Here is a 20890-nt window from a genome sequence, read left to right as displayed (position 1 = left end):
CAGCCTACGGGCCACGCCGAACGGGATGGTCGGAGCGTGCGGTCTCGACACTCCCGCCGGTACGGGCTACCGTACTTCTAGAATTCCGTAATTCCGAATTATCGAATTTACACAGGTGAAGGGACCTTCTCGATGACCAGGAAGCTGGGCACGGTCACAGCAGCAGTCGCGGTCGCGGTAAGCCTGGGCGCGTGCAGCGCCGACGACTCCGCAGACCGGCAGGGCGAACCGGAGGCTCCTGCCGTGTGCGCACCGCTGCCACCCGCCGACATCACGACGGCCTCCGGGTGGGTCGGATACGTCGGCTCCCACCCCGACGACGTCGCCTTCGCCGTCGACGACGGTCGCGGCCGAACGGTCGCGCACCGCGCCGGCGAGACCGTTCCGCTGGCGTCCGCGATCAAGGTGGTGCACCTGGCTGCCTACGCGCGGGCCGTCGCGTCGGGTGAACTCGACCCGGCCGAGCCGGTACCGCTGTCCGAGTGGGAACGCTGGTACCTCCCGAACACCGACGGCGGCGCCCACCCGAAGGCCCTGCAGCGGCTCGGCGTCACCGAACCGGGCGCCACGGTCCCGCTCGAGCAGATGGTGACCGCGATGATCCAGGAGAGCGACAACGCCGTCCCCGACTATCTGCGCGACCGGCTCGGCGACGCCGCCCTCGCCGACGCCGCCGCGCAGGGCGGCTGGGACGACCTGGAGGTGCCGACCCTGCTGGGCTCGACCATCGCTCTCCTCGATCCGGCGATCTCGCGGGACAGCCGGTGGGACGCCGCCCAGCGCTACGCACACGACGGCGCCTACCGCGAACAGGTCGTGCGGATGTCGCCCGGCGACGACTTCCCGGCGGTCACGGCCCGGGTGCAGGAGTCGGGGGTGGCGGGTTCGGCCGCGGGCCTGGCCTCGTTGCACCGCGCGATCGCGACCGGCGACTTCGGTCCCGGCTCCGACGTCGCACGCCGAACACTCGAATGGCAGCCCGCCCCGCCCGGGCTGGACGGGCTGGGTTTCAAAGGTGGCAACCTTCCCGGGGTGGTCACCGAGGCGATGACGATCCGTCGTCCCGACGGCACCGTCGCCACCGCGGTGCTGCTGACGTCGAACCTCTCCAGCGAGGACTACCTGAACATCATCGGCGGGAACTTCGCGCACCAGCAGCTGCTTCTCGAGGCGATGACCGATCCCGACACGACGTCGCAGTTAAGTTGTGCCGTGTGAACGACGAGTACGACGCCCGGCTCGCCGACCTCGAGGCGCGCGTCCACGCCCTCGAATCGGCCACGTCCGCCGAATCCCCGACAGCCGATTCCGGCGAGAGCATCGGCCAGATCGGGTATCAGGGAACCGTCGACCTGGGCGGCGACATCCAGTGGACGATCCGCTACGACGCCGGCGCCACCCTCGACCTTTCCCCCACCGCCGTATCGAATGTGCTCGCCGCACTGGGACATCCGACCCGCCTCGAGATCGTCCGCACACTGCTGCGCGGTCCCGCCGGCGCGGCCGAGCTGCAGACCGCGGTCGGGCTGTCCTCGCCCGGTCAGCTCTACCACCACCTGCGCGCCCTCGGCGGGGCGCGCATCGTCGAGCAGGAGTCGAGGAACCACTACCGCATCGCGGCGGCGAAGGTGGTGCCATTGCTGGTCATCACCCTCGCCGCCGCGGATGTCGGCGAACACCCCCTGTGAGTACTTGTCAACCGCGGGCGGTTGACAAGTACTCACAGGCGACTGCACGACCCTCGGCGACCGCGTGCGCGACTTTGCGTGGCACGAGAGCGTCGCCGATGACGTGCACGCGTGCGCTTTCCGGCGCAAGGCGTGACCAATCGAGCGACCGCCGCTCACCGGCGACGACAACACGGTCGACGTCGAGACGCGTCTTCTCCCCGGACAGGGTGTTCTCGAACTCGACCGAGCCGTCTGCGACCGCGACGAGCGACGACAGCACCCGCACGTCGACCGGTGTGCCCGACAGCCGACGCAGATACTGCACGCGACTCTCCGCGGGGAGGCCGGACGCGAAGGCCGCGGCAGGTGTCAGGACGGTCACGAGGTCTGCGCCGGCGGCAAGCGCGGCTTCGACCGAACTCGCCGCGGGCCAGAGCCCGAATCCGTCGTCGACCACCACGACGTGGCCCGCGCCGCGAAGGGCTCCTCCCCCGTCGAGCAACGCCTGAGAGGTGAGCATGGACGACGTTCCCGCCAATCCCTGGGGAAGTTCTTCCACGGCACCGACGGCCAGGACTACGTCGTCGAAGTCCTCCAGGTCGTTGGTTTTCACGTTGTGCGCCAGACGGATTGCCACCTTCGGCATGTTGTCCGAGTAGTAGTCGAGGAGGCGACGCCAGCCGCTGCGATGTGGCGCGTCCGCGGCTGTGGCGAGCTGGCCACCTATCCGGTCGCGACGCTCGAAGAGGGTGACGGCGTGGTCGGATCCGAGCCGCATCGCACACTCGAGCCCGGCCGGGCCGGTACCGACGACGGCGATCCGTCGCCTACCGCTCGACGAGCGTGTCGGGCCCAGGGTCAGCGGATACGCCGGACGTGCGGAATGGCCAGGCGGCGCGAGCTCCGGATTGACCGAGCAGAGCAGGACCGGGTCGAACGCCCGGCAGTCCTCGTTGCACGACACACACGGGCGGATCGAGGTCTCCCTGCCGGTCAGTATCTTCCTCGGGAAGTCCGGATCCGCGATCAGCGGGCGCGCGATGCCGACGAGATCGGCTCCCGATTGCAGCGCGGTGTCGATAGACGCACCAGTGCGGAAGGATTGCGACACCAGCAGCGGCGTCACCGTGGCGGCGCGCAACCGTCCGACGGCACCGAGCAGCGGCGGGTCGGCGACGGCCATGTCGCGAACATAGGTGGTGCGCACCCCGACCGTGACGTTGACGTAGTCGAAATCCGAGAGGTGCGGAAGTACCTCGCAGAGCCCGTCCATGCTCAGGCCGGCCTCGTCGTCCCCTTCGGCGGAGACGCGAACACCGAGGACGACACCGGGGCAGGCGTCGCGAACCGCAGACGCAATGCGGTCGAGGATCTGCACACGCCCCGCAACCGTCCCAGCGCCTCGGCCGAAGTTGGTGATCGGTGACAGAAACTGCGCCAGCAGATATCCGTGGGCCGCATGCAGTTCGACCACTGGGAATCCGGCGGACCACGCGTGAACGGCGGATGTGCGAAACGCGTCGACGATCCCGTCGACATCGGCGTGGGAGAGGACTCGGGCCCGCGTCGGTTCGCGCGGAGAGCGGACGGCGGTCGGTGCCACGGGATGGCTCCACAGCTCGGCGCCGAGCGTTTCGCGCCCGAGGTGCACCAGCTGGCATGCCGCGACGGCTCCCTCCGCCGTGATCGCTCGTGCCCGAGCCTCCAGGCCGGCGACGACTTCGGGACGCCAGGCCTCGGTGATGTTGCCGTTGCGATTGGTCGAGCTGGGCGACACCACGGTTCCGCCGACGACGAGCATTGCTGCACCGCCCGCCGCGCGGCGGCGCCAGTAGTCCGCGTCGCCGGGCAACGGGATGCCGCCCGCAACGGCTCCCGAGGCGTGAGGCGTACCGACGAGACGGTTTTCCAACCGAAGCTTGCCGAGCTGCAGCGGCCGCGCTGCACGTGGAGTCGTCATACCGACCTCTCGATTGAACTGGATTCACTTCACGCTAGCAGGTGATTGACATCACAAGGCGATTTCCCTAGATTCAAACTGATATCAGTTCAATTCAGTGAGGGGCATCATGTCGTTCGTTCTCATCCATGGCGCAGGAGTGGGCGCCTCCTGCTGGGAGCCTCTCCTCCCGTTGCTCGAAGGTGACACTCTCGCAGTCGATCTCCCGGGACGGGGTGAACGCCGCTCTGTCGACCCGCGGTCGGTCACCCTCGCCGACTGCGCCGCCGCCCTCGTCGAGGACGTCGAGGCGGCGAACCTCGAGGACATCGTTCTCGTCGCGCATTCATTCGCAGGAGTGACGGCCCCGCTGGCCATGTCAGCGCTCGCGGACCGACTACGGCACGTCGTGTTCCTCTCCGCCGTCGTCCCTCCTGACGGCACGCGGGTGATCGACCAGATCGATCCGGACGTCCGCGTGGCGGTCGAAGCGTCGATAGAAGGTGGTGTGTATCGCCAGGATCCACTGGGCGCCGCAGCGATGCTCTGCAACGACATGGACGCCGAGCAGACCGACTGGATGATCGACCAGTTGGTCGACGATTCCGGTGCGCTACTCACCGAGTTCGTGGATCTGTCCGGTCTCCGTGCCGACGTACCCCGCACATACGTACGTTTGACGAAGGACACGTGCTATCCGCCCGAGCTGCAGGAGCGTTCGGCTGCCGTCGTCGGCGGCGACACCGTCTTTCTCGACTCCGGCCACATGGCCATGGTGACGATTCCCGATCGCGTTGCCGCACTGCTCGACACGCTCGCGTCGTAGGGCTTCGCCCCGCATTCGATCTCGCACTCCGCAACCGATTGCACAGGTTCGCATCCGGCGAACCGATTCCGGAAGGACTTTCATGCCATGAGAAGTGTGCCGATAAAGCTGATGGCCGTCGCGGTGGTCGCCGCGTTCGCCTCCGCCGCCTGCGGATCCGGCGGTGCCGGTGTCACTGGGCCCGTGTCCGGCACGTGGGACGACGTCGTCGCAGCGGCCAAGGGCGAAGGCAGTGTGCTGCTGTATTCGAGCCAACTCCCTGCCAACCTCGACGCCCTCGAAGTGGCCTTCGAGCAGGAGTATCCCGAGATCTCCCTCGAGTACGTCCGGGGAACCGACGCCGACATCAACCCGAAGGTCGAGGTCGAGAGCCAGACGAAGCGCGGCACGGCTGACGTCCACATGCTCACCGACGCCGCCTGGATCGAGAATGCCGCCGAGTCGGGTACCTACTCGACCGACCTCGTGGGTCCGGCATTCGACGCGCCGGAATACGAACCGCAGAAGAGCATCATTTCCGACAAGTTCTTCCTGACGAGTGCGGCGGTGTTCGCCCTGGGGTGGAACACGACAGCGCTTCCCGGCGGTCTGCAGAAGCCGGCAGACCTGCTCGACCCGGCATTGAAGGGCAAGATCGGAATCGTCAACCCGTCGGGTATCGCCGCCTACGTCGACTTCTACCGATTCTTCGAAAAGAACTTCGGCGACGACTATCTCCAGAAGCTCGCGGAACTGAAACCGCGCATCTATCCGAGTGCGCTGGGTGTCGCTCAGGCCCTGACCTCGGGTGAAATCGTCGCGACCCCCGTAGTGCAACCCCTGGTGCGAGAGAAGGAATCGGGTGCACCGGTGGACTGGGCGCTGCCGTCGCCCCCGTGGGGAACCCCCTGGTTCACCCACGCCCTGTCCGCGGCACCGCACCCGAATGCAGCGCAGGTGCTGGCGAACTTCATGGTGACCCCGGCCGGCCAGAAGGCGTTGTCGCTCGGCTACGCGAGCGCCCTGCCCGACATCGAAGGAAGCGTCGCGCACGCGCAGGACATCGCGCTGCCCAACACTTCCGATCTGACGCCCGAATCGCTCACCGAATACCAGTCCGACTGGGAAAAGCGGTTCATCCAGTGACCACCCACGACGCGCGACTGCGTGACACCTGCGCTCTCGTGACCGGTGCTGCACGCGGGATAGGCGCCGCGACCGCGGAACTCTTCCACGCCCACGGGGCGACCGTGTACCTGTGCGACGTCGACGACGAGCTGGGCAACAGTGTTGCGGCGAAACTCGGTGCGAGAGCACACTATCGACACCTCGACGTCACCGAAGAATCCCAGTGGACCCGGGTGACCACCGAGATGGCGGAGCGCGGGCATCCGATGCGCATTCTCGTCAACTCCGCGGGCGCCGCCTCCAAGGCGTCGATCATGCAGACCTCGGTCGCCGAGTTGCGACGCATGATCGACCTCAACCTGGTGGGCACCTTCCTCGGACTGCAGGCGGCCGGCGCCGCGATGACCACAGGAGGGTCGGTCGTCAATTTGTCTTCGCTGCGCGGCGTCCTCGCCACCGCCGAACTCGGTGCGTACGGCGCGTCGAAGTTCGGTGTTCGTGCCTTGACACGCGTTGCGGCGTTGGAGTTCGCGGAATCGAATATCCGGGTCAACGCTGTTTGCCCGGGCAGCATCGAGACGGGAATCACCGCCGGCGCCGACTTCGCCGACGACGACATGGACGCGTATGTGAAAAGCATTCCGCTGCAACGCCGGGGTCTCCCACTCGAGGTGGCGAAGGCCATCCTGTTCCTCGCGTGCGACGACAGCAGCTACATCACCGGCTCCGATCTCATGATCGACGGCGGAACCTCCGCGGGTGCCAGGACTCCGAAGCGCCCGACGCAGTCCTAATACACACTGAATTCACTTTCCTTACTCCTCCCCCGACAAACCCCTCGCAACCAAGCAGGTGCCAAGGTGACATCGCAATTCAGGGTTTCCAACCTGACCAAGACCTTCGGGTCCAACACCATCGTCGATCAACTCGACCTCGACATCGAGGACGGTGAATTCCTCGTCCTGCTCGGCCCCAGCGGTTGCGGGAAGACGACCACGCTCCGCTGCATCGCCGGCCTCGAGACACCCGAGGGCGGGTCGATCACGTTCAAGGACCACACCGTCTTCGATGCGTCGACCCGGGTCAACGTTCCGGCCTACAAGCGCAACATCGGCATGGTCTTCCAGTCCTACGCGCTGTGGCCCAACATGACGGTGCGCGAAAACATCCGATACCCGCTGAAGGTTCGACGAATGAAGAGCGCCATCGCCGCCGGGCAGATCGAAACCGCAGCAGGAATGGTGGACTGCGGAGCCCTGCTCGACCGGTATCCCTCCCAACTCAGCGGTGGGCAGCAACAGCGAGTGGCGGTGGCGCGCGGATTGGTCGCACAACCCGATCTGGTGCTGTTCGACGAACCCCTGAGCAATCTCGATGCACGACTGCGCGATCAGGTGCGGTCCCAGATTCATCAGCTTCATCAACGTCTGGGCTTCACGGCCGTATTCGTCACCCATGACCAGGCCGAGGCGTTTGCGCTCGGCGACCGACTCGCCATCATGAAGGCGGGCAGAATCGAGCAGTACGACACCCCGGAACGGGTCTACGAGTCCCCGTCCTCCGACTATGTCGCCGCGTTCATCGGCATGGCGAATCGACTCGAACTCGTCCGGCGGCACGAGGGTTGGACGACGCGAGCGGGTACTCCGGTAGATCTCGACGCGGCCGGCGTCCAGGGCGGACACATCAGCGGCGACGCGGCAGTGGGAAGAATGCGTCCCGACGACCTCGCACTTCGTCGTTCGCTCGACGAGGTCGCCCCGGGTGATGTCGGCCTCGCGGGTGAACTCGTCACCTCGGAGTACGGGGGTCGCCATTTCGACGTCACGGTGAACGCCGGAGGCGAGCGGTTGTACCTTCGCGCGGATGCGGCACAACACGGGCCCTGGTTGCGTGGCGCCGCCACGGGATCCCCCCTGGTGGTCAGCTTCTCCCCCACCGCACTGCGGGTGTTCCCGCACCTCGACGGGCACGTCGATCTGCAGGTTCCCGTGCTCGCCCAGGCCACCGCCCGATCGGAGGCATGATGGCTACGGTTGCCGTACACCGCGGCGCGCGTCCGCTCGTGGTCAGCACGGTGTGGCGAACGAGGCTCGGATACGGCGCGCTGATGGCGGTTCTCGCATACCTCATCGTGCTCCCGCTCTTCCGGCTGCAGTCGCTGGCGTTCGAAGACGGCGCACGCGGATATCAGGCCCAGTACGGGCGGTACGACATCGGTCAAACCATCCGGACGACCATCGCCCTCGCCGTCACGTCGCTCGCTATCGCAATGGTTCTGGGCACGGTGCTCGCGTTCGCGGCCACCAGGCTGCCACGACGGCTGAGCTTCCTCCGGATCGTCCCCATTCTACCCATCGTGATGCCCGCGGTCGCCAATGTCGTCGGGTGGGCATTCCTCCTCTCTCCGGGACCCGGGTACCTGAACGCACTCCTGCGGAAACTTCCCTGGTGGAACCACGTGGATTCCGGACCGATCGATGTCTACAGCACGCCGTGGATCATCATTCTCACCGGTTTCGGGCTCACCTCCTTCGTCTACCTCTTCGTCAGCGCGGGAATGCAGAACATCAGTTCCGAGCACCTCGAGGCTGCACAGATCAGCGGTTCGTCGACGCTCGGAGTGTTCTTTCGCGTGGTCCTTCCGCTGCTTCGCCCATCTCTCGTGTACGGCGGCGGAATTGCGCTGCTCCTCGGATTGGGACAGTTCACCGGACCGCTCCTGCTGGGGCAGAACTCCGGTGTGAAGGTGCTCACCACCGAGATGTATCGGCGTGTGTCCGAGTCGCCGGCGGACTTCGCGGCGGCCGCGGCGGCGGGTTCACCGCTCGTCATCTTCGGAGTCGTCGTCGTGCTCGCACAGAAGATGCTTCTCGGCAATCAGTCGCGCTTCGTCACCCACGGGGGAAAAGCGTTCGCACCGAACACCGGTCGCTCGGTGTGGGCCGCGGTGGCGATCTCCGTGTACGCGATTCTCGCCCTCGTCGTTCCGCTGATCGGACTGGCCATCGTGGCCGTGTCTCCGTACTGGTCGGAATCGCTGTCCTGGAATCTGTTCACCCTCGACAACTTCCGGGCGCTCTTCCAGACCGCGAGCATCGTCGACTCGGTGTACACGAGTCTCCTCACCTCGGTCGTGGCGGTCGTGATCTGCGTGCCGATCGGCTACCTCACCGCCACCCTGCTCGTGCGCGGTCGCAAACACCGCGTCCTGGGGACTGTCGGTGACGTCATCACGGCCCTCCCCCTGGGCATTCCAGCGGTGATCTTCGGTGTCGGGTTCCTGCTGACCTACACCCAGCCTCCGCTGATCCTCTACGGCACCAAAGCGGTCATCATCCTCGTCTACGTCGTGCTGATGGTGCCCTTCTCCACTCGAATGCAGATGACGGCGATGCTGTCGCTCGGGGAGACCTACGCCGAGGCGTCGGCGACGAGCGGCGCGAGCCCGTTCGTCACCAATGTCCGGGTGATCCTGCCGCTCATGAGGCCGACCGTGCTCAGTGCCGTCGCCCTGATGTTCATCCTGCTCACCCACGAGTTCGCCGCCTCCCTGCTCGTCCGCGCCGCCACGACCCAGGTGATGGGTACGCTGCTGTTCGACCTGTGGGAGAACGGTTCCTACCCGCTGGTGGCTGCGATGGCGCTGCTCATGACGGCAGTGACCAGCATCGGCGTCGTGTTCGCGATGCTCATCGGTGGCCGGAACGTACTGAGCAATCTGTGATGTCGATGTGCCCTGCCAGATCCGAACGAGTGACAAGGAGTCACGATGACTGTCGGCCCTGACCGACTTCGCGACAAGGTCGTCCTGTTGACGGGTGCGACCGGTGGAATCGGCGTCGAGATAGTCCACAGGCTCGCCGAGGAAGGCGCTCACGTCGTCGTGACGGATCTCGACGAGTCGGCCTGCCACGATCTGCTCCGCTCTCTCGCCCGTCCCGAGCGACATGCCGCGCACGCCTTGGACGTCTCGTCCGAGGAACAGTGGGAGGCGGTCGTCGCAGCAGCCGAGGCGACGTTCGGCGCGTTGCACGCCCTGGTCAACAACGCCGCCATCGGCAGCGTCGCCACGGCCGAGGACGAAACCCGATCCCATTGGGATCGCGTGATCGGGGTCGGCCAGACCGGCACCTGGCTGGGCATGAAACATGCCGGCCCACTGATCGAGCGTAGCGGCGGCGGTTCGATCGTGAACATGTGCTCGATCCTGGGAACCGTGGGCGGTCTGGGTAACAGCGTCGCCTACGCGGCGGCCAAGGGCGCCGTCCGCACGATGACCAAGAACGCCGCCCTGCACTGGGCGAAAGCGGGAGTGCGGGTCAATTCGCTACACCCGGGGTTCATCGGTACGGCCCCGCTGCTCGAGCGCTGGGAGGGCAGCGAGCGTCATCGCGAGATGCTGGCCCGCACGCCGATGGGACGGCTCGGACGCGGTGAGGAGATTGCGGCCGCGGTCGCCTTCCTCGCCGGCGACGACTCCAGCTTCGTCACCGGCTCGGAGATCTACGCCGACGGTGGGTGGACGGCGGCCTGAGCTGCGCAGAAGAACATGGCCTCCGCGTGATGCGGAGGCCATGTTCGTCGGTGTAGCCGCCGGAGCATCAGAGTAGACGGCACAGCGTCTTTCCGACGGTGCGGCCGCGCAGCATCGCGATGATGGCATCCGGTGCCGACTCGAGACCGTCGAACACGGTTTCCGCAGCAACTAGCCGGCCGTCGCGGAGATAGCTCCCGACCTCGGCCCGCATGTCGCCGAGCAGATGTTCGTATGCACCGGCCCGGAACCCCCTCACTGTGAGGTTCTTTGCCACGATCTGAAAGAGATTGTTCGGGCCTGCAGTCGGCGCCTCCGCGTCATAGGACGCGACGGCGCCCGCCATGGCAACCCGGCCTCCTCGCCGGAGGTGATACAGGGCGGCCTCGAGATGCGCTCCGCCCACGTTGTCGAAATACAGATCGATGCCGTTCGGTGCCGCGCGTTCGAGAGCTCCGATCAGATCCGGAGTGTGGTAATCGAACGCGGCATCGAGTTTCAGTTCCTCCGACAGGAACCGGGCCTTCTCGGCGGATCCCGTGCTGCCGACCACGTAGTGACCTCGGATCCGCGCAATCTGCGCCGCGAGGCTGCCGACCGCTCCGGCCGCCGAGGAGATCCAGACGACATCGTCGCCCGTGAGTTCGCCGATGCACTGCAACCCCACATAGGCGGTGAGCCCGGAGCTGCCGAGCGCTCCGAGATACGACTGCGGCGAATGCTCGGTCGTGTCGAGTCGTGTCACACCGCCCGCCCCGGCCAGGGTGTCGCCGTCCTGCCGGATCACGGCGAACTCACGAAAGCCGTTGATGTGCAGCACCATGTCGCCCGGCTCGAAGCCGGGGGCACGAGATCGGACTACCTCGCCGACGGCCAACCCGGTCAGCGTCTCCCCGATGCGGAACGGGGGCAGGTAGCCGGCGGGGCCGGTGGGACCGAGGCGCATCCTGACGGACGGGTCGATCGACAGCCACGAGTTGCGAACGAGGATGTCACCGGGACCCAGTTCCTCGGGAACGCTCACCACGTCGAGAGAGAAGTCGTCCGGCCGAACCTTCCCCTGGGGATGGCGTGCCAGTTTCAGCTCACGGCTCTGCACAGGGTTCCTTCCGCTCATGCGACGGCGAAGACGTCGCGATCGCCTCGGCTTCGGACGGTGATCTGGCCGCGGTCGGCCAAGGTGTCGAGGTGCGCGAGGGTCTCACAGGTGGCGATCATCCGGTTGAATGGATCCAGCGTGGCGAACGGCCGTTCGTGACGGGTCCACGGAATGGCCTCCGCAACGGCCGTCGCGGTGACCGGTCCCAGCGTGGCCAGCGCGTCGCGCATGGCGGCGAATCGCCGGTCATGATGCGCGAGAAGCTCTTCGACTCGCACGTGGACGCTCGGCGTCGGATCTCCGTGTGCCGGCAGGAGTTGCGAATCGGGGCGGTCGAGCAATCCGGACAACGAGTCGAGGTAACGCCCCAAGGGCAGGTCCCACTCACCGAGCTCGAAGCCGATCGACGGGGTGATCGAGGGCAGTACGTGGTCTCCGCTGAAGAGCAGTCCGCGCTGCGTATCATGAAAGACCATGTGCCCCTTGGTGTGGCCCGGCGTGTGCACGACGTCGACAGCGTGCTGCCCGATCCGGAGCGGACCCGCGGCGAGCCAGTGGTCGGGCTCTTCCCAGTCCGAGGGGTAGAACGGCTCCGCGGCGGTCAGGGCCTCGACGGTGTCGGCCAGGACGGGGGCTCCGGCGCGGCGGAGTTCGTGGAGCGAATCCGTCGGGACGTTGCTGCCGAGTGCGCCGACAGCCGCCAATCCGTCCGCCTCGGCTACACCGAGATGGACGCGTGAACCGTGACGGCGGCGGAGTTCGACGGCGAACGTGTAGTGATCGCGGTGCACGTGGGTGACGTAGATGTCGTGAATCTGCTCGGTGCCGTGACCGATCCGGCGCAGTGCGCGCTCCATCTCCCCGAAGGTCGTGTCGACTCGCCAACCACCGTCGACGAGGGCCAGGCCGTCCGGAGTCTCGAGGGCGTAGACGTTCACCGCTCCGAGACCGTCGGCAGGCATCTGGAGGGGTACTCGGTGCACGCCGGGCGCCACCTCGTAGCAGCCCGGCTCCATCCACCGAGCCCTCATGGTGTGCCGCCGTCCACTTCGACCATCGTTTTCTCCTCGCCCATGACGAGGATGCGCTTTCCACGCATCCGGCCGACGTTGTCCACCGCGGCTTGCCACTGCGGGCTGGCGAGCGCGGCATCGAGGTCCTCGCGGGAGTCGAAGCTCAGGATCGACACGCCGTCCCATTCCCGGGACCTGTCGTCCATCGCGTCGAGCACTTCGGTGTGCTGCCATCGCCGCAGGCCGGGGAGTGGATAGGTCACGTCGGCATGTTCCCCGCGCCACCACTCGATGAATTGCTCGTGGCTCCAGTCGTGGGGACGGGCGGCCAAGACGATCAAGTTGTACATTCATCGCTCCAATACTGACCTGAATTAAGTTCAATTACTGAGGGCGTGCAAAAGCCCCTCCACGAACGCCGCGCGCTACGCGCGGACGATACGCAGAGTGGCGTCGCGAACCTGTCGGTTGAGCTGGTCGAGACTCATGTCGCCGCCGGGCCGGTACCAACGCCACACGCTGACGACGAGTCCGAGGACCAGCCGGGCCATCAGACGTGGATCGGCGTCGGCGAAGACTCCGGCGCCCATCCCCTTCGCAATGAGGAGAGACCACGCTTCTTCGATCGAGTTCACCAGCGCACGTGAGGTCTGGCGCTCGGCTTCTTCCTTCTCGGACTGACGTGGGGTGGCGAGCAGATCCATGTGACTCTGGAGGATGCGACGCTGCAGGGCGTCCCGGGGGGTCGCTTCCAGCGCACTGGTGACGGCGGCACCCAACGCCTCCACCGGGTCGTCCACGCCCTCGATCGCGGCCGTGAATCGCTCGAGGGACTCTGCCAGTTCGAGACGCATGATGGTCAGCAGGCAGTGCGCCTTGGACTCGAAATAGTGGTAGAGCGCAGTCTGGCCGATACCGACCTCGCCGGCGATCGACGCCCACTTCGTGTGCTCGAAGCCCACTTCCCCGAAGCGTTCGATCGCGGCCGTGAGGATGAGCCCGCGCTTGGAACGCGGACCATCGCGGAGCGTCATGGCTTCTACGGACACGGGATCCCCATCCATCTGTTGTCGGGTCGGTACCGGTAAGACTACCTGAACTGAGGTCAAGTCGGGTGGAGATCAGTGGCTCTCGGTACCGGCGAGCAGGCGTGTTGCGAGGTCCACCGCATCCGGTCGAGACAGTTTCCCGACGCGGTTCTGCGGCAGATCGTCGATCGTGAAGACGAACTCCGGCCACTTGAACTTCGGAAACTCGACGTCTCCGAGGTGCGCGGTCACCTCACCGAGGGTAATCGGTGCACCCGTGCTCACGACCAGGGCTGCGGCGCGTTCACCGAGGAGGTCGTCCGGCACCGGTACCACGCACACCTGGGAGACGGTCGGGATGCGCGCGATGGCGGCCTCGACCTCGTTGATATCGATATTGCGACCCCCGCGAATGATGATCTGTTTCTGCCGCCCCATCACCCGGATGCTCCCGTCCTCCGCGACTTCGACGAGGTCGCCGGTGGGCAGGAATCCGTCCGCCGTGAGGTCGGGCGGTGTCGGAGCCCCGGCTCGCGCATACCCGACGAAGAGGGACGGTCCGGCGACCTGGGCATCGCCCACCCGCCCCGGTGGCAGTGGCGCGCCCTGTTCGTCGACTGCTCGGACGACGGTACCGGGGAACGGACGACCGTCCCGGCCCAGGCGTACGGCCGGCTCGTCCGAGGGCAGCGGGGTGGTGTGCCCGAGGCACTCGGACATACCGAACACCCGCAGAAACGTCGTCCCGAGAGTCTGCTCGGCGCGACCGAGCGCACCGGCGTCCATCGGGCCGCCGCCGACGGTCATCGCGCGCAGCGAGGTCAGCGCGCCCGACGCGTCCGGCGCGACGGCCAGCTGGAGCGCCATGGTCGGGACGAGCATCGTCCACGCAACCTGGTGTTTCCTCACCACCTCGAGGGCGGTTGCAGGCTTCCAGCCGTCCATACAGACCATCGGCGCGGCCAGCATCGCGGGGAGGTACAGCCCGAAGCAGAACGCGGCCACCGACGAGAGCGGGACGAATGCGGCAACCGGATCCCCGGGTTCGAGTCCGACCGCGTCGATCGTGCAACGGCACGCGTACCGGATCGCAGATTCCGACTGGACCACGCACTTGGGATGCCCCGTCGACCCGGACGTCATCGCGATCGCGATCCCGCCGTTCCACCGCCCGACGTCGCTGACCGGTGATCGCGACCAGCGCACCGCCCAGCCGCCCAGCGCGGTCGACTCTTCACCGAAGCGGTCGTCGGGTACACCCCAGTGGGCAAGAGACTCCCGGTCGGCGATCACCACATCGGGCGCGATGTCGTGTAGGGCCACGGCGAACTCCGACGGGGTGGCATGCCTGCTGAACACGGCGACGACACCGCCCCGCAGTCCGACCGCGAGTGCCGCAGTCAGTGTCCGCCAACTGTTGTCCGCTTGCACGAGCACGGTGGGCGACCCCCCGGGGGCGGTGGCCAACAGTGCGGCGAGCTCGGTCGCGGCCGCGACCACGCACGCAGCGGTGTACTCGCCCGAGGCGTCGACGACCACGATCTCATCCGGCGAACTCTTTGCGCGAGCATCGAATTCGCGAGCCAACTCCCACATCTCGCAGACCTCCTGTTTACCGAACCACTGTCATTCTCAGTCATCACACGCAGCATCGCGCAATCTTTTCGCCGGTCACGGCACGAGGACGGCGCGACCGCGGATCGCTCCGCGGCGCAGCCGGTCGTATACGTCGAGGGCGTCGTCCAATCGGTACGCGGTCGATTCGACGCTCAGCAGCCCTCGATGCGCGAGGTCGATCACCGCCTCGAGATCCGCGCGTGTTCCCCAGAACGGGGCGCTGACCTGCCAGCCGTTGGGTAGTCCGAGGTCTTTGCCGACCGTCAGCCGGCCTCCCCCGCTGCCCACGGTGACCAGGCGGGCACCGGGACCGAGCAACTTTGCAGCCGCCTCCGTGGTGGCCGATGAACCCACGAAATCGAAGACCACATCAGCGTCGATCGACTGAGTGATCCGGGCGATGTCCGCGAATGCCGCGTCGGCTCCCAGCCGCTTCGCGAGCGCGCGCGATTCCGGGCGCGGATCGACGGCGAACACGGTGCCTGCGCCGAGGGCACGAAGAATCTGGACGGCGAGGTGTCCCAGTCCCCCGACGCCGACCACTACCGCGACGGAGTGGCCGTCGACGAGATCCCGGTTCGTGCGGATCGCGTGGTAGGCCGTCAGGGCCGCATCGGCGAGCGGGGCGGCACTCTCGGGAGCAAGCCCCCGGGTGCGCACCACGAACCGTTCGGACGGAACGATCATGGCCTCGGCCAGACCGCCGTCGTAGCCGAGACCGTTGCCGATCGCGGGGAGCCGGCCGTCGGCCCGCCGACGCAGGTCGTGACAGTAATTCTCCCGGCCCCGTCTGCAATTGCGGCACGCCCCGCAGGACCAGACACCGTGGATCACCACGGACTCGCCGATCCACGAACTGTCGGCGCCGGGGCCCGCGTCGACAACGGTTCCGGCCACCTCGTGCCCGAGCGTGAGGGGAAGCGGATAGTCGAACACACCGGCGGGTGCGTCCATGACGTGCAGGTCGGACCTGCAGAGCCCAGCCGCCCGGACCTCGATCAGCAGTTCGGCGCCCTGCGGTTCGGGGAGCCGGACCGGCACGACCTGAGCGGGTTCGCCCCAGGCGGTCAAGCGCACGGCTTTCATCGTCTCGATGGCCACTGTCCTGTCGCCTACCTGGCTGCCCAGCCGCCGTCGACGACGAGCGTCTGTCCGGTGACATACGACGACGCATCGGATGCGAGGAACAGCACGGCACCGTCCACTTCGCCCGCGCGGCCACCGCGGCCGAGCATCGTGTTGCGGCGCACCCAGTCGGCTGAACGCTGATTGCTGAACAGTCCGTCGGTCATTTCGGTATCGAACCATCCGGGAACGACGGCGTTGACACGGACGCCCCGCCTGCCCCACTGACCCGCCAGCTCGCGGGTCAGCCCGAGGATGCCCGCCTTCGACGCCGCGTAGCTCGCACCGCCGATGGGAGCGGTGGACACCAGCCCGATCACCGAGGAGATGTTGATGATCGATATCCCCGCGTCCTCCGGAACGGCCGACGCGGCGTACGTGGAGAGATGGAAACCCGCCGCGAGGTTGACGTCGAGAATCGACGCGAACCCGTCGGCGGTTTCGTCCTCCGCGTTCGGAGGTCCGGGCTTACCGGCATTGTTGACGAGGACGTCGACGTGGCCGGTGCGCTCGCGGGCGCGGTCGACGAGCCGGCGGCGGTCGGCGTCGACGGTGATGTCGCATTCGACCGGGACCACGGTGTCGACCTCCTCGGCCAGTGCCGCGAGCCGATCGACTCGGCGGGCGGCCGCAAAGACCGTGGCGCCGGCCGAGGCCAGCGTCCGCGCGAATCCCATTCCCAATCCGGACGACGCACCCGTGACGACGGCGACGCGACCGCTCAGCTGGAACAGATCGGGTACCTGCATGTGGTTGGCTCCTACTCGTGTTCGTGGCACCCGCATCAGTAGACGGCGGTGCGTCCGCCGTCGACCGGGATGATCGCGCCCGTGGTGTACCCGGCACGGTCGCCGGCCAGATGCACGACGAGGCCGGCGATTTCATCCGGACGCCCCAGACGTCCGGCCGGGAGCCGGTCGACGATCTTCCCGACGAACTCGTCGTCCCAGTCCGCCGCCATGTCGGTCGCGAATCCGCCCGGCATGATGCAGTTCACCCGCACCCGGGGCGCGTATTCCTGCGCGAAGGCCATCGTCAGCGCATTGAGCCCGTTCTTCGACGCCGCATACATCGCCTCGGGCGGGCTGGGGCGCAGCGCGCCGATGCTCGAGATGTTGATGATCGAACCGCCCCCGGCCGCACTCATCCTGGCACCGGCCACCGCCATGAGCCGGAACGGGCCCTTGAGGTTGACTTCGATCGTCTTGTCGAACAGCGACTCCGACACCGACTCGAGTGTCGGGGACAGGGGCGCGATACCGGCATTGTTCACGACGACGTCGAGCGTTCCGAACCGGGTGAGAATGTGGTCGACCGCAAGTTCGATCGCGTCCCACTTCCCGACGTGCAATGCCAGCGGTTCGGCGATTCCACCGGTGTCCCTGGAGATTGCCCGGGCCGCGGAGACGCATGCCTCCTCCTTGCGACTCGACACGATCACGGTGGCTCCCGCGGCGGCCAGCCCACTGGCGATAGCGTATCCGAGCCCCCGGGTGGCGCCCGTGACGAGTGCGACCTTGCCCTTCAACTCTTCAGTCGTGTTCATGCGTATTTCTTCAGTTCGAGGCGCGCGATCGTGCGCAGATGGACTTCGTTCGGGCCGTCGGCGATTTGCAGTGCACGGGTGATGGCGTAGAGCCTGGCCAGGATCGTGTCGTCACTCACTCCTGCGGCGCCGTGTGCCTGGACCGCGCGGTCGACCACGCGATGAGCAATCTCCATGGCGGCCACCTTGATCGCGGCGACTTCCGAACGGGCAGCGCCGTTTCCGCGCGTGTCCATCAGCCACGACGACTTCAGGACGAGTAGCCGGATCTGATCGATCTCCACCCGGCTACGGGCAATCCACTCGCGCACCACACCGCGGTCGGCGAGCGGAGCACCGAATGCAGTGCGCTGCAGCACTCGTCGGCACATCAGCTCGAGGGCGCGTTCGGCCATGCCGATCGCCCGCATCGCGTAGTGCATGCGTCCCGGCCCGAGTCGGCCCTGCGCGATCGCGAACCCGTCGCCCTCGGCGCCGAGCATGTGGTCGGCCGGCACCCGCACGTCCGTGAACTGGACCTCGCCGTGGCCGAGCCGGTCGTGGTAGCCGAACATGGGCAGATCGCGGAGCACCTCGATGCCGGGGGCATCTGCGGGCACCAGGATCATGCTCTGCTGCCGGTACGTCGGAGCCTCGGGATCGGACTTGCCCATGAAGATGACGAGCTTGCAGTCGGGGTCGAGAATGCCCGAGGTGTACCACTTCCGGCCGTTCAGGACGTACTCGTCGCCCTCGCGGCGGATGGTCGAGGTGATGTTCGTGGCGTCCGAACTCGCCACGTCCGGCTCGGTCATCGCGAATGCCGACCTGATCGTGCAGTCGAGGAGCGGCTCCAGCCAGCGCGACTGCTGCTGCGGGGTGCCGTACATGGCGAGAATTTCCATGTTGCCGGTGTCGGGTGCCGAGCAGTTGACGGCCTCGTTGCCGATCACCGAGCGTCCGACCATCTCGGCGAGGGGGGCGTACTCGAGGTTGGTCAGCCCGGCGCCCCGCCCGGCGTGCGTCATGAAGAGGTTCCACAATCCGAGTTCTCTGGCCTTCGCCTGCAGGTCCAGCATGACCTTCGGCTGCTCGTGAGGGTTGGAATTTGCACGGATCTGCTCGTCGTACACGGCCTCGGCCGGATAGACGTGCTCTTCCATGAAGGTCCGTAGCTGCTCGAGCAGTCGCTCGGTGCGTGCGGAGTATCCGAAGTCCACGTGTCGTCCTTTCTGATCAGGCGAGTAGCGCAGTGCCACTGCGAATGAGCTGTGAGATGGTGTCGGGCAGCCGTTCCTGGTCGGGGTCGTGGTGGCGGCCCTCGCGGTGCCGGCGCAGGTTGTGGCCCATGATCGCCGCCATCTTCAGGCGGCCGAGCGCGTTGAACCAGTTCATGTTCGGCAGCGCCGGGTTGCCCCCGGTGTAGAGGCCGATCAGTTCGTCCTCGGACGGCAGGTCCGGCACCGCGCGCCCCACCCCGGGAAAGTTCGCGCCGTCGGCGAACACGAGGAACCAGCCCAATTCGACCCGCGGGTCGCCCAGGCTCCAGATCTCCCAGTCGATCAACGCCGCCGGCTCGGTGTCACGCGCAATGATGTTGCCGAGCCGGTAGTCACCGTGCACCAACGTCGGTGGCAGCGCCTCGGGGAGATCGGCGGCGAGGAGGCGCAAGAGTTCGTCGCCGCCGCTGACGAGGTCGGGGGGAACGGCGTCCAGCGTTCGTTTCCACCGCGCCAACTCCGCACCGGGCGACAACGGATCCCCGGCCGCCGGGATCGTGTCGACCGGCACCGCATGCAGCAGCGGCAGTACCGCGGCCGCGCGGCGCATCCGCGCCGCCGCGACAGCCGGTTCCACCGGAGGGGAATCGAGCACCGGCTCGAGTGATTCCCCGGCCACGCACTCCATCGCGAACCACGCCGGCCCATCCTCGTCGACGGCGACGATCCGGGGCACGGGAACTTCTGTCGCACCGAGTGTTCCCATGATCCGCGCCTGGCGCACCATATCGTGTCGCCCGATGGGGCGTTGCCCCTCGGGAACCGCCTTGATCACGAGGTCGCCGTCGCTGGTCTGCACTTTGTACGTCAAACCGGAATGCCCGCCGAGCAGCGGCTCGAGTGCGCCGACGTCCAGGCCAGGGCTCTGCTCGCGCAGGCGCTGGGCCACGCGGTCGCCGAGCGTGCCGTTCGTGGTCATCGGCGCAGCTCCCTCGGTAGACCGAGAACACGCTCGGCGAGGATGTTGCGCTGGATCTCGTCGGTACCGCCCGCGATCCGGTACCCGGGTGCGCCGAGCACATGCTCCGTCCACGCGAACGTTCCCCACTCGCCCGAGTCGGCAATCAGATCGCGCCCCAGCAACAACCGGACGACCTCCGAGGTACGTGCCATGGTGTCGGTGGCGAGCAACTTACCCACCGATGCCTCGGGACCGGGGTCCTTGTCTGCGACCACTGCCGCGGCCACCCGCATACCGGTCACCCGCTGGACGTAGCTGCGCGTCACGAGATCCGCGACCTTGTCACGCTCGATCTCGCTCAGCTGCCGGTCGAGGTGACGGGCGAGTTCGACGGCGTGATCGGCGTTGGCCAGAACCAGGTTCCCGGCGTCGAGTCGCTCGGCTGCCAGCACCGTCAAGGCGACCGACCACCCCTCACCCACCGGCCCCAGCCGGTAGTCGTCCGACAGTTCGACGCCGTCGAGATAGACCTCGTTGAAGGAACTACCCCCGGTCATCTGGCGGATGGGCCGGACGGTGACTCCGGGAGCATCCATCGGGACCAGGAACACCGTGAGGCCCGCGTGTTTGGACGCCTCGAGGTCGGTGCGACACACCGCGACCCCGACGTCGGCGACCCGGGCGCCGGACGTCCACACCTTGTGCCCGGTAATCGTCCACCGGCCGTCCTGCTCGACTGCTCTCGTCCGGACGGCGGCCAGGTCGGATCCGGCTTCGGTTTCCGAAAACAGCTGACAGGCGATGATATCGGTCCGAAGCATCGCACGCACATATCGTTCGCATTGTTCCGGCGTTCCCCACTGGGCGATCGCCGGAGCGACCAGTTGCTGAGTCACCGAGAACATTTCGGTCCGGCGCGGCACGTCGAACGCGTTCTCCTCCCGCCGGAACGCGAGCACATAGGACATCGGCAGACCACGGCCACCGTACTCGGCCGGCCAGTTCATCGAGCCCCAGCCGGCATCGAACTTCGTCTGTTCGTACGCACGGATATGGTCGGTCTCGTCGCGCTCCTGCTCTGCAGTCCAATTCTCGAAGACGGCGACCGAGTCGGATCCCACTCCCCATTTGATCTGGGTGCGCGGTTCGGCGACAGTTCTCAGCCACGCCCGCGCTTCATCCACGAACTGGTCCAGGTCGGGCATCGTTGCTTGATTCATGGC

General features: G+C 67.0%; 20 protein-coding genes. 8 read left to right on the top strand and 12 right to left on the bottom strand.

Annotation, left to right across the window (positions count from 1 at the left end):
* Positions 1 to 132 precede the first annotated feature (132 nt).
* Entirely contained in the window at positions 133 to 1218 is a 1086-nt protein-coding gene (locus tag CJ177_RS26550) for a serine hydrolase (RefSeq protein WP_061696787.1), read from the top strand.
* On the top strand, positions 1215 to 1688 hold the full coding sequence (locus CJ177_RS26545) for a helix-turn-helix transcriptional regulator (RefSeq protein WP_061042220.1): 474 nt from the start codon (positions 1215 to 1217) through the stop codon (positions 1686 to 1688). The genes CJ177_RS26550 and CJ177_RS26545 overlap by 4 nt, the downstream gene beginning before the upstream one ends.
* Positions 1689 to 1695: 7 nt before the next feature.
* On the opposite strand, the gene CJ177_RS26540 is transcribed toward CJ177_RS26545, so the two are convergent.
* Positions 1696 to 3630: an FAD-dependent oxidoreductase gene (locus tag CJ177_RS26540; RefSeq protein ID WP_061042223.1), complete on the bottom strand. Its 1935-nt coding sequence runs from the start codon at positions 3628 to 3630 to the stop codon at positions 1696 to 1698.
* Positions 3631 to 3739: 109 nt separating this feature from the next.
* On the opposite strand from CJ177_RS26540, the gene CJ177_RS26535 reads away from it, so the two are divergent.
* The 6 genes from CJ177_RS26535 to CJ177_RS26510 all read left to right on the top strand — a co-directional run bounded on the left by CJ177_RS26535 (position 3740) and on the right by CJ177_RS26510 (position 10079).
* A complete protein-coding gene (locus tag CJ177_RS26535) occupies positions 3740 to 4435 on the top strand; it encodes an alpha/beta fold hydrolase (protein WP_061696782.1) in 696 nt (231 codons plus the stop codon).
* 87 nt (positions 4436 to 4522) lie between these two features.
* Positions 4523 to 5560, top strand: coding sequence for an ABC transporter substrate-binding protein (locus tag CJ177_RS26530; protein WP_025431851.1), 1038 nt, complete (start codon positions 4523 to 4525; stop codon positions 5558 to 5560).
* Positions 5557 to 6336 carry an SDR family NAD(P)-dependent oxidoreductase gene (locus CJ177_RS26525; protein ID WP_005244469.1) on the top strand — a complete coding sequence of 260 codons (780 nt, stop codon included), beginning with the start codon at positions 5557 to 5559 and terminating at the stop codon, positions 6334 to 6336. Before CJ177_RS26530 ends, CJ177_RS26525 begins: the two co-directional genes overlap by 4 nt.
* 66 nt (positions 6337 to 6402) lie before the next feature.
* The gene (locus tag CJ177_RS26520; RefSeq protein ID WP_095868998.1) at positions 6403 to 7569 is read left to right on the top strand and encodes an ABC transporter ATP-binding protein; all 1167 of its coding nucleotides are present in this window, start codon (positions 6403 to 6405) and stop codon (positions 7567 to 7569) included.
* The gene (locus tag CJ177_RS26515) at positions 7569 to 9269 is read left to right on the top strand and encodes an iron ABC transporter permease (RefSeq protein ID WP_061042226.1); all 1701 of its coding nucleotides are present in this window, start codon (positions 7569 to 7571) and stop codon (positions 9267 to 9269) included. The genes CJ177_RS26520 and CJ177_RS26515 overlap by 1 nt, the downstream gene beginning before the upstream one ends.
* A 45-nt stretch (positions 9270 to 9314) precedes the next feature.
* Complete coding sequence (locus CJ177_RS26510; RefSeq protein ID WP_061042227.1) at positions 9315 to 10079, top strand: SDR family NAD(P)-dependent oxidoreductase; 765 nt, start codon at positions 9315 to 9317, stop codon at positions 10077 to 10079.
* Positions 10080 to 10146: 67 nt separating this feature from the next.
* Here CJ177_RS26510 and CJ177_RS26505 read toward each other — a convergent pair whose 3' ends face one another.
* From CJ177_RS26505 to CJ177_RS26455, 11 genes are all read right to left on the bottom strand, one after another.
* Positions 10147 to 11178, bottom strand: a complete 1032-nt coding sequence (locus CJ177_RS26505; RefSeq protein ID WP_095868997.1) for an NADP-dependent oxidoreductase — start codon at positions 11176 to 11178, stop codon at positions 10147 to 10149.
* Between the two features lie 14 nt (positions 11179 to 11192).
* A complete protein-coding gene (locus CJ177_RS26500) occupies positions 11193 to 12209 on the bottom strand; it encodes an MBL fold metallo-hydrolase (RefSeq protein ID WP_257014687.1) in 1017 nt (338 codons plus the stop codon).
* Entirely contained in the window at positions 12206 to 12541 is a 336-nt protein-coding gene (locus CJ177_RS26495) for an EthD family reductase (protein WP_095868996.1), read from the bottom strand. The genes CJ177_RS26500 and CJ177_RS26495 overlap by 4 nt, the downstream gene beginning before the upstream one ends.
* A 75-nt stretch (positions 12542 to 12616) precedes the next feature.
* Positions 12617 to 13225, bottom strand: coding sequence for a TetR/AcrR family transcriptional regulator (locus CJ177_RS26490; RefSeq protein ID WP_080578208.1), 609 nt, complete (start codon positions 13223 to 13225; stop codon positions 12617 to 12619).
* Between the two features lie 87 nt (positions 13226 to 13312).
* Entirely contained in the window at positions 13313 to 14815 is a 1503-nt protein-coding gene (locus CJ177_RS26485) for a class I adenylate-forming enzyme family protein (protein ID WP_095868995.1), read from the bottom strand.
* Between the two features lie 75 nt (positions 14816 to 14890).
* Positions 14891 to 15922 carry an NAD(P)-dependent alcohol dehydrogenase gene (locus tag CJ177_RS26480; protein WP_095869236.1) on the bottom strand — a complete coding sequence of 344 codons (1032 nt, stop codon included), beginning with the start codon at positions 15920 to 15922 and terminating at the stop codon, positions 14891 to 14893.
* 26 nt (positions 15923 to 15948) lie between these two features.
* The gene (locus CJ177_RS26475; protein ID WP_005244479.1) at positions 15949 to 16710 is read right to left on the bottom strand and encodes an SDR family NAD(P)-dependent oxidoreductase; all 762 of its coding nucleotides are present in this window, start codon (positions 16708 to 16710) and stop codon (positions 15949 to 15951) included.
* Between the two features lie 35 nt (positions 16711 to 16745).
* A complete protein-coding gene (locus tag CJ177_RS26470) occupies positions 16746 to 17507 on the bottom strand; it encodes an SDR family NAD(P)-dependent oxidoreductase (protein WP_061042230.1) in 762 nt (253 codons plus the stop codon).
* Positions 17504 to 18706, bottom strand: coding sequence for an acyl-CoA dehydrogenase family protein (locus CJ177_RS26465; RefSeq protein WP_005244481.1), 1203 nt, complete (start codon positions 18704 to 18706; stop codon positions 17504 to 17506). Before CJ177_RS26465 ends, CJ177_RS26470 begins: the two co-directional genes overlap by 4 nt.
* Before the next feature lie 16 nt (positions 18707 to 18722).
* The gene (locus tag CJ177_RS26460; RefSeq protein ID WP_005244482.1) at positions 18723 to 19685 is read right to left on the bottom strand and encodes a phosphotransferase family protein; all 963 of its coding nucleotides are present in this window, start codon (positions 19683 to 19685) and stop codon (positions 18723 to 18725) included.
* On the bottom strand, positions 19682 to 20887 hold the full coding sequence (locus CJ177_RS26455; RefSeq protein ID WP_257014686.1) for an acyl-CoA dehydrogenase family protein: 1206 nt from the start codon (positions 20885 to 20887) through the stop codon (positions 19682 to 19684). Before CJ177_RS26455 ends, CJ177_RS26460 begins: the two co-directional genes overlap by 4 nt.
* Positions 20888 to 20890: the final 3 nt, after the last annotated feature.

It is taken from the genome of Rhodococcus sp. ACPA1, assembly GCF_002300195.1.
In the GTDB taxonomy this organism is placed as follows: domain Bacteria; phylum Actinomycetota; class Actinomycetes; order Mycobacteriales; family Mycobacteriaceae; genus Rhodococcus_F; species Rhodococcus_F opacus.
This window is presented reverse-complemented; position numbering and strand designations above follow the sequence as displayed.

What these genes read in the sequence shown, in the direction of transcription:
- CJ177_RS26550 (WP_061696787.1), top strand. Translation starts at nt 133, where the DNA reads ATGACCAGGAAGCTGGGCACGGTCACAGCAGCAGTCGCGGTCGCGGTA.
- CJ177_RS26540 (WP_061042223.1), bottom strand. Translation starts at nt 3,630, where the DNA reads ATGACGACTCCACGTGCAGCGCGGCCGCTGCAGCTCGGCAAGCTTCGG.
- CJ177_RS26535 (WP_061696782.1), top strand. Translation starts at nt 3,740, where the DNA reads ATGTCGTTCGTTCTCATCCATGGCGCAGGAGTGGGCGCCTCCTGCTGG.
- CJ177_RS26530 (WP_025431851.1), top strand. Translation starts at nt 4,523, where the DNA reads ATGAGAAGTGTGCCGATAAAGCTGATGGCCGTCGCGGTGGTCGCCGCG.
- CJ177_RS26515 (WP_061042226.1), top strand. Translation starts at nt 7,569, where the DNA reads ATGGCTACGGTTGCCGTACACCGCGGCGCGCGTCCGCTCGTGGTCAGC.
- CJ177_RS26510 (WP_061042227.1), top strand. Translation starts at nt 9,315, where the DNA reads ATGACTGTCGGCCCTGACCGACTTCGCGACAAGGTCGTCCTGTTGACG.
- CJ177_RS26500 (WP_257014687.1), bottom strand. Translation starts at nt 12,209, where the DNA reads ATGAGGGCTCGGTGGATGGAGCCGGGCTGCTACGAGGTGGCGCCCGGC.
- CJ177_RS26495 (WP_095868996.1), bottom strand. Translation starts at nt 12,541, where the DNA reads ATGTACAACTTGATCGTCTTGGCCGCCCGTCCCCACGACTGGAGCCAC.
- CJ177_RS26490 (WP_080578208.1), bottom strand. Translation starts at nt 13,225, where the DNA reads ATGACGCTCCGCGATGGTCCGCGTTCCAAGCGCGGGCTCATCCTCACG.
- CJ177_RS26485 (WP_095868995.1), bottom strand. Translation starts at nt 14,815, where the DNA reads ATGTGGGAGTTGGCTCGCGAATTCGATGCTCGCGCAAAGAGTTCGCCG.
- CJ177_RS26480 (WP_095869236.1), bottom strand. Translation starts at nt 15,922, where the DNA reads ATGAAAGCCGTGCGCTTGACCGCCTGGGGCGAACCCGCTCAGGTCGTG.
- CJ177_RS26475 (WP_005244479.1), bottom strand. Translation starts at nt 16,710, where the DNA reads ATGCAGGTACCCGATCTGTTCCAGCTGAGCGGTCGCGTCGCCGTCGTC.
- CJ177_RS26470 (WP_061042230.1), bottom strand. Translation starts at nt 17,507, where the DNA reads ATGAACACGACTGAAGAGTTGAAGGGCAAGGTCGCACTCGTCACGGGC.
- CJ177_RS26460 (WP_005244482.1), bottom strand. Translation starts at nt 19,685, where the DNA reads ATGACCACGAACGGCACGCTCGGCGACCGCGTGGCCCAGCGCCTGCGC.
- CJ177_RS26455 (WP_257014686.1), bottom strand. Translation starts at nt 20,887, where the DNA reads ATGAATCAAGCAACGATGCCCGACCTGGACCAGTTCGTGGATGAAGCG.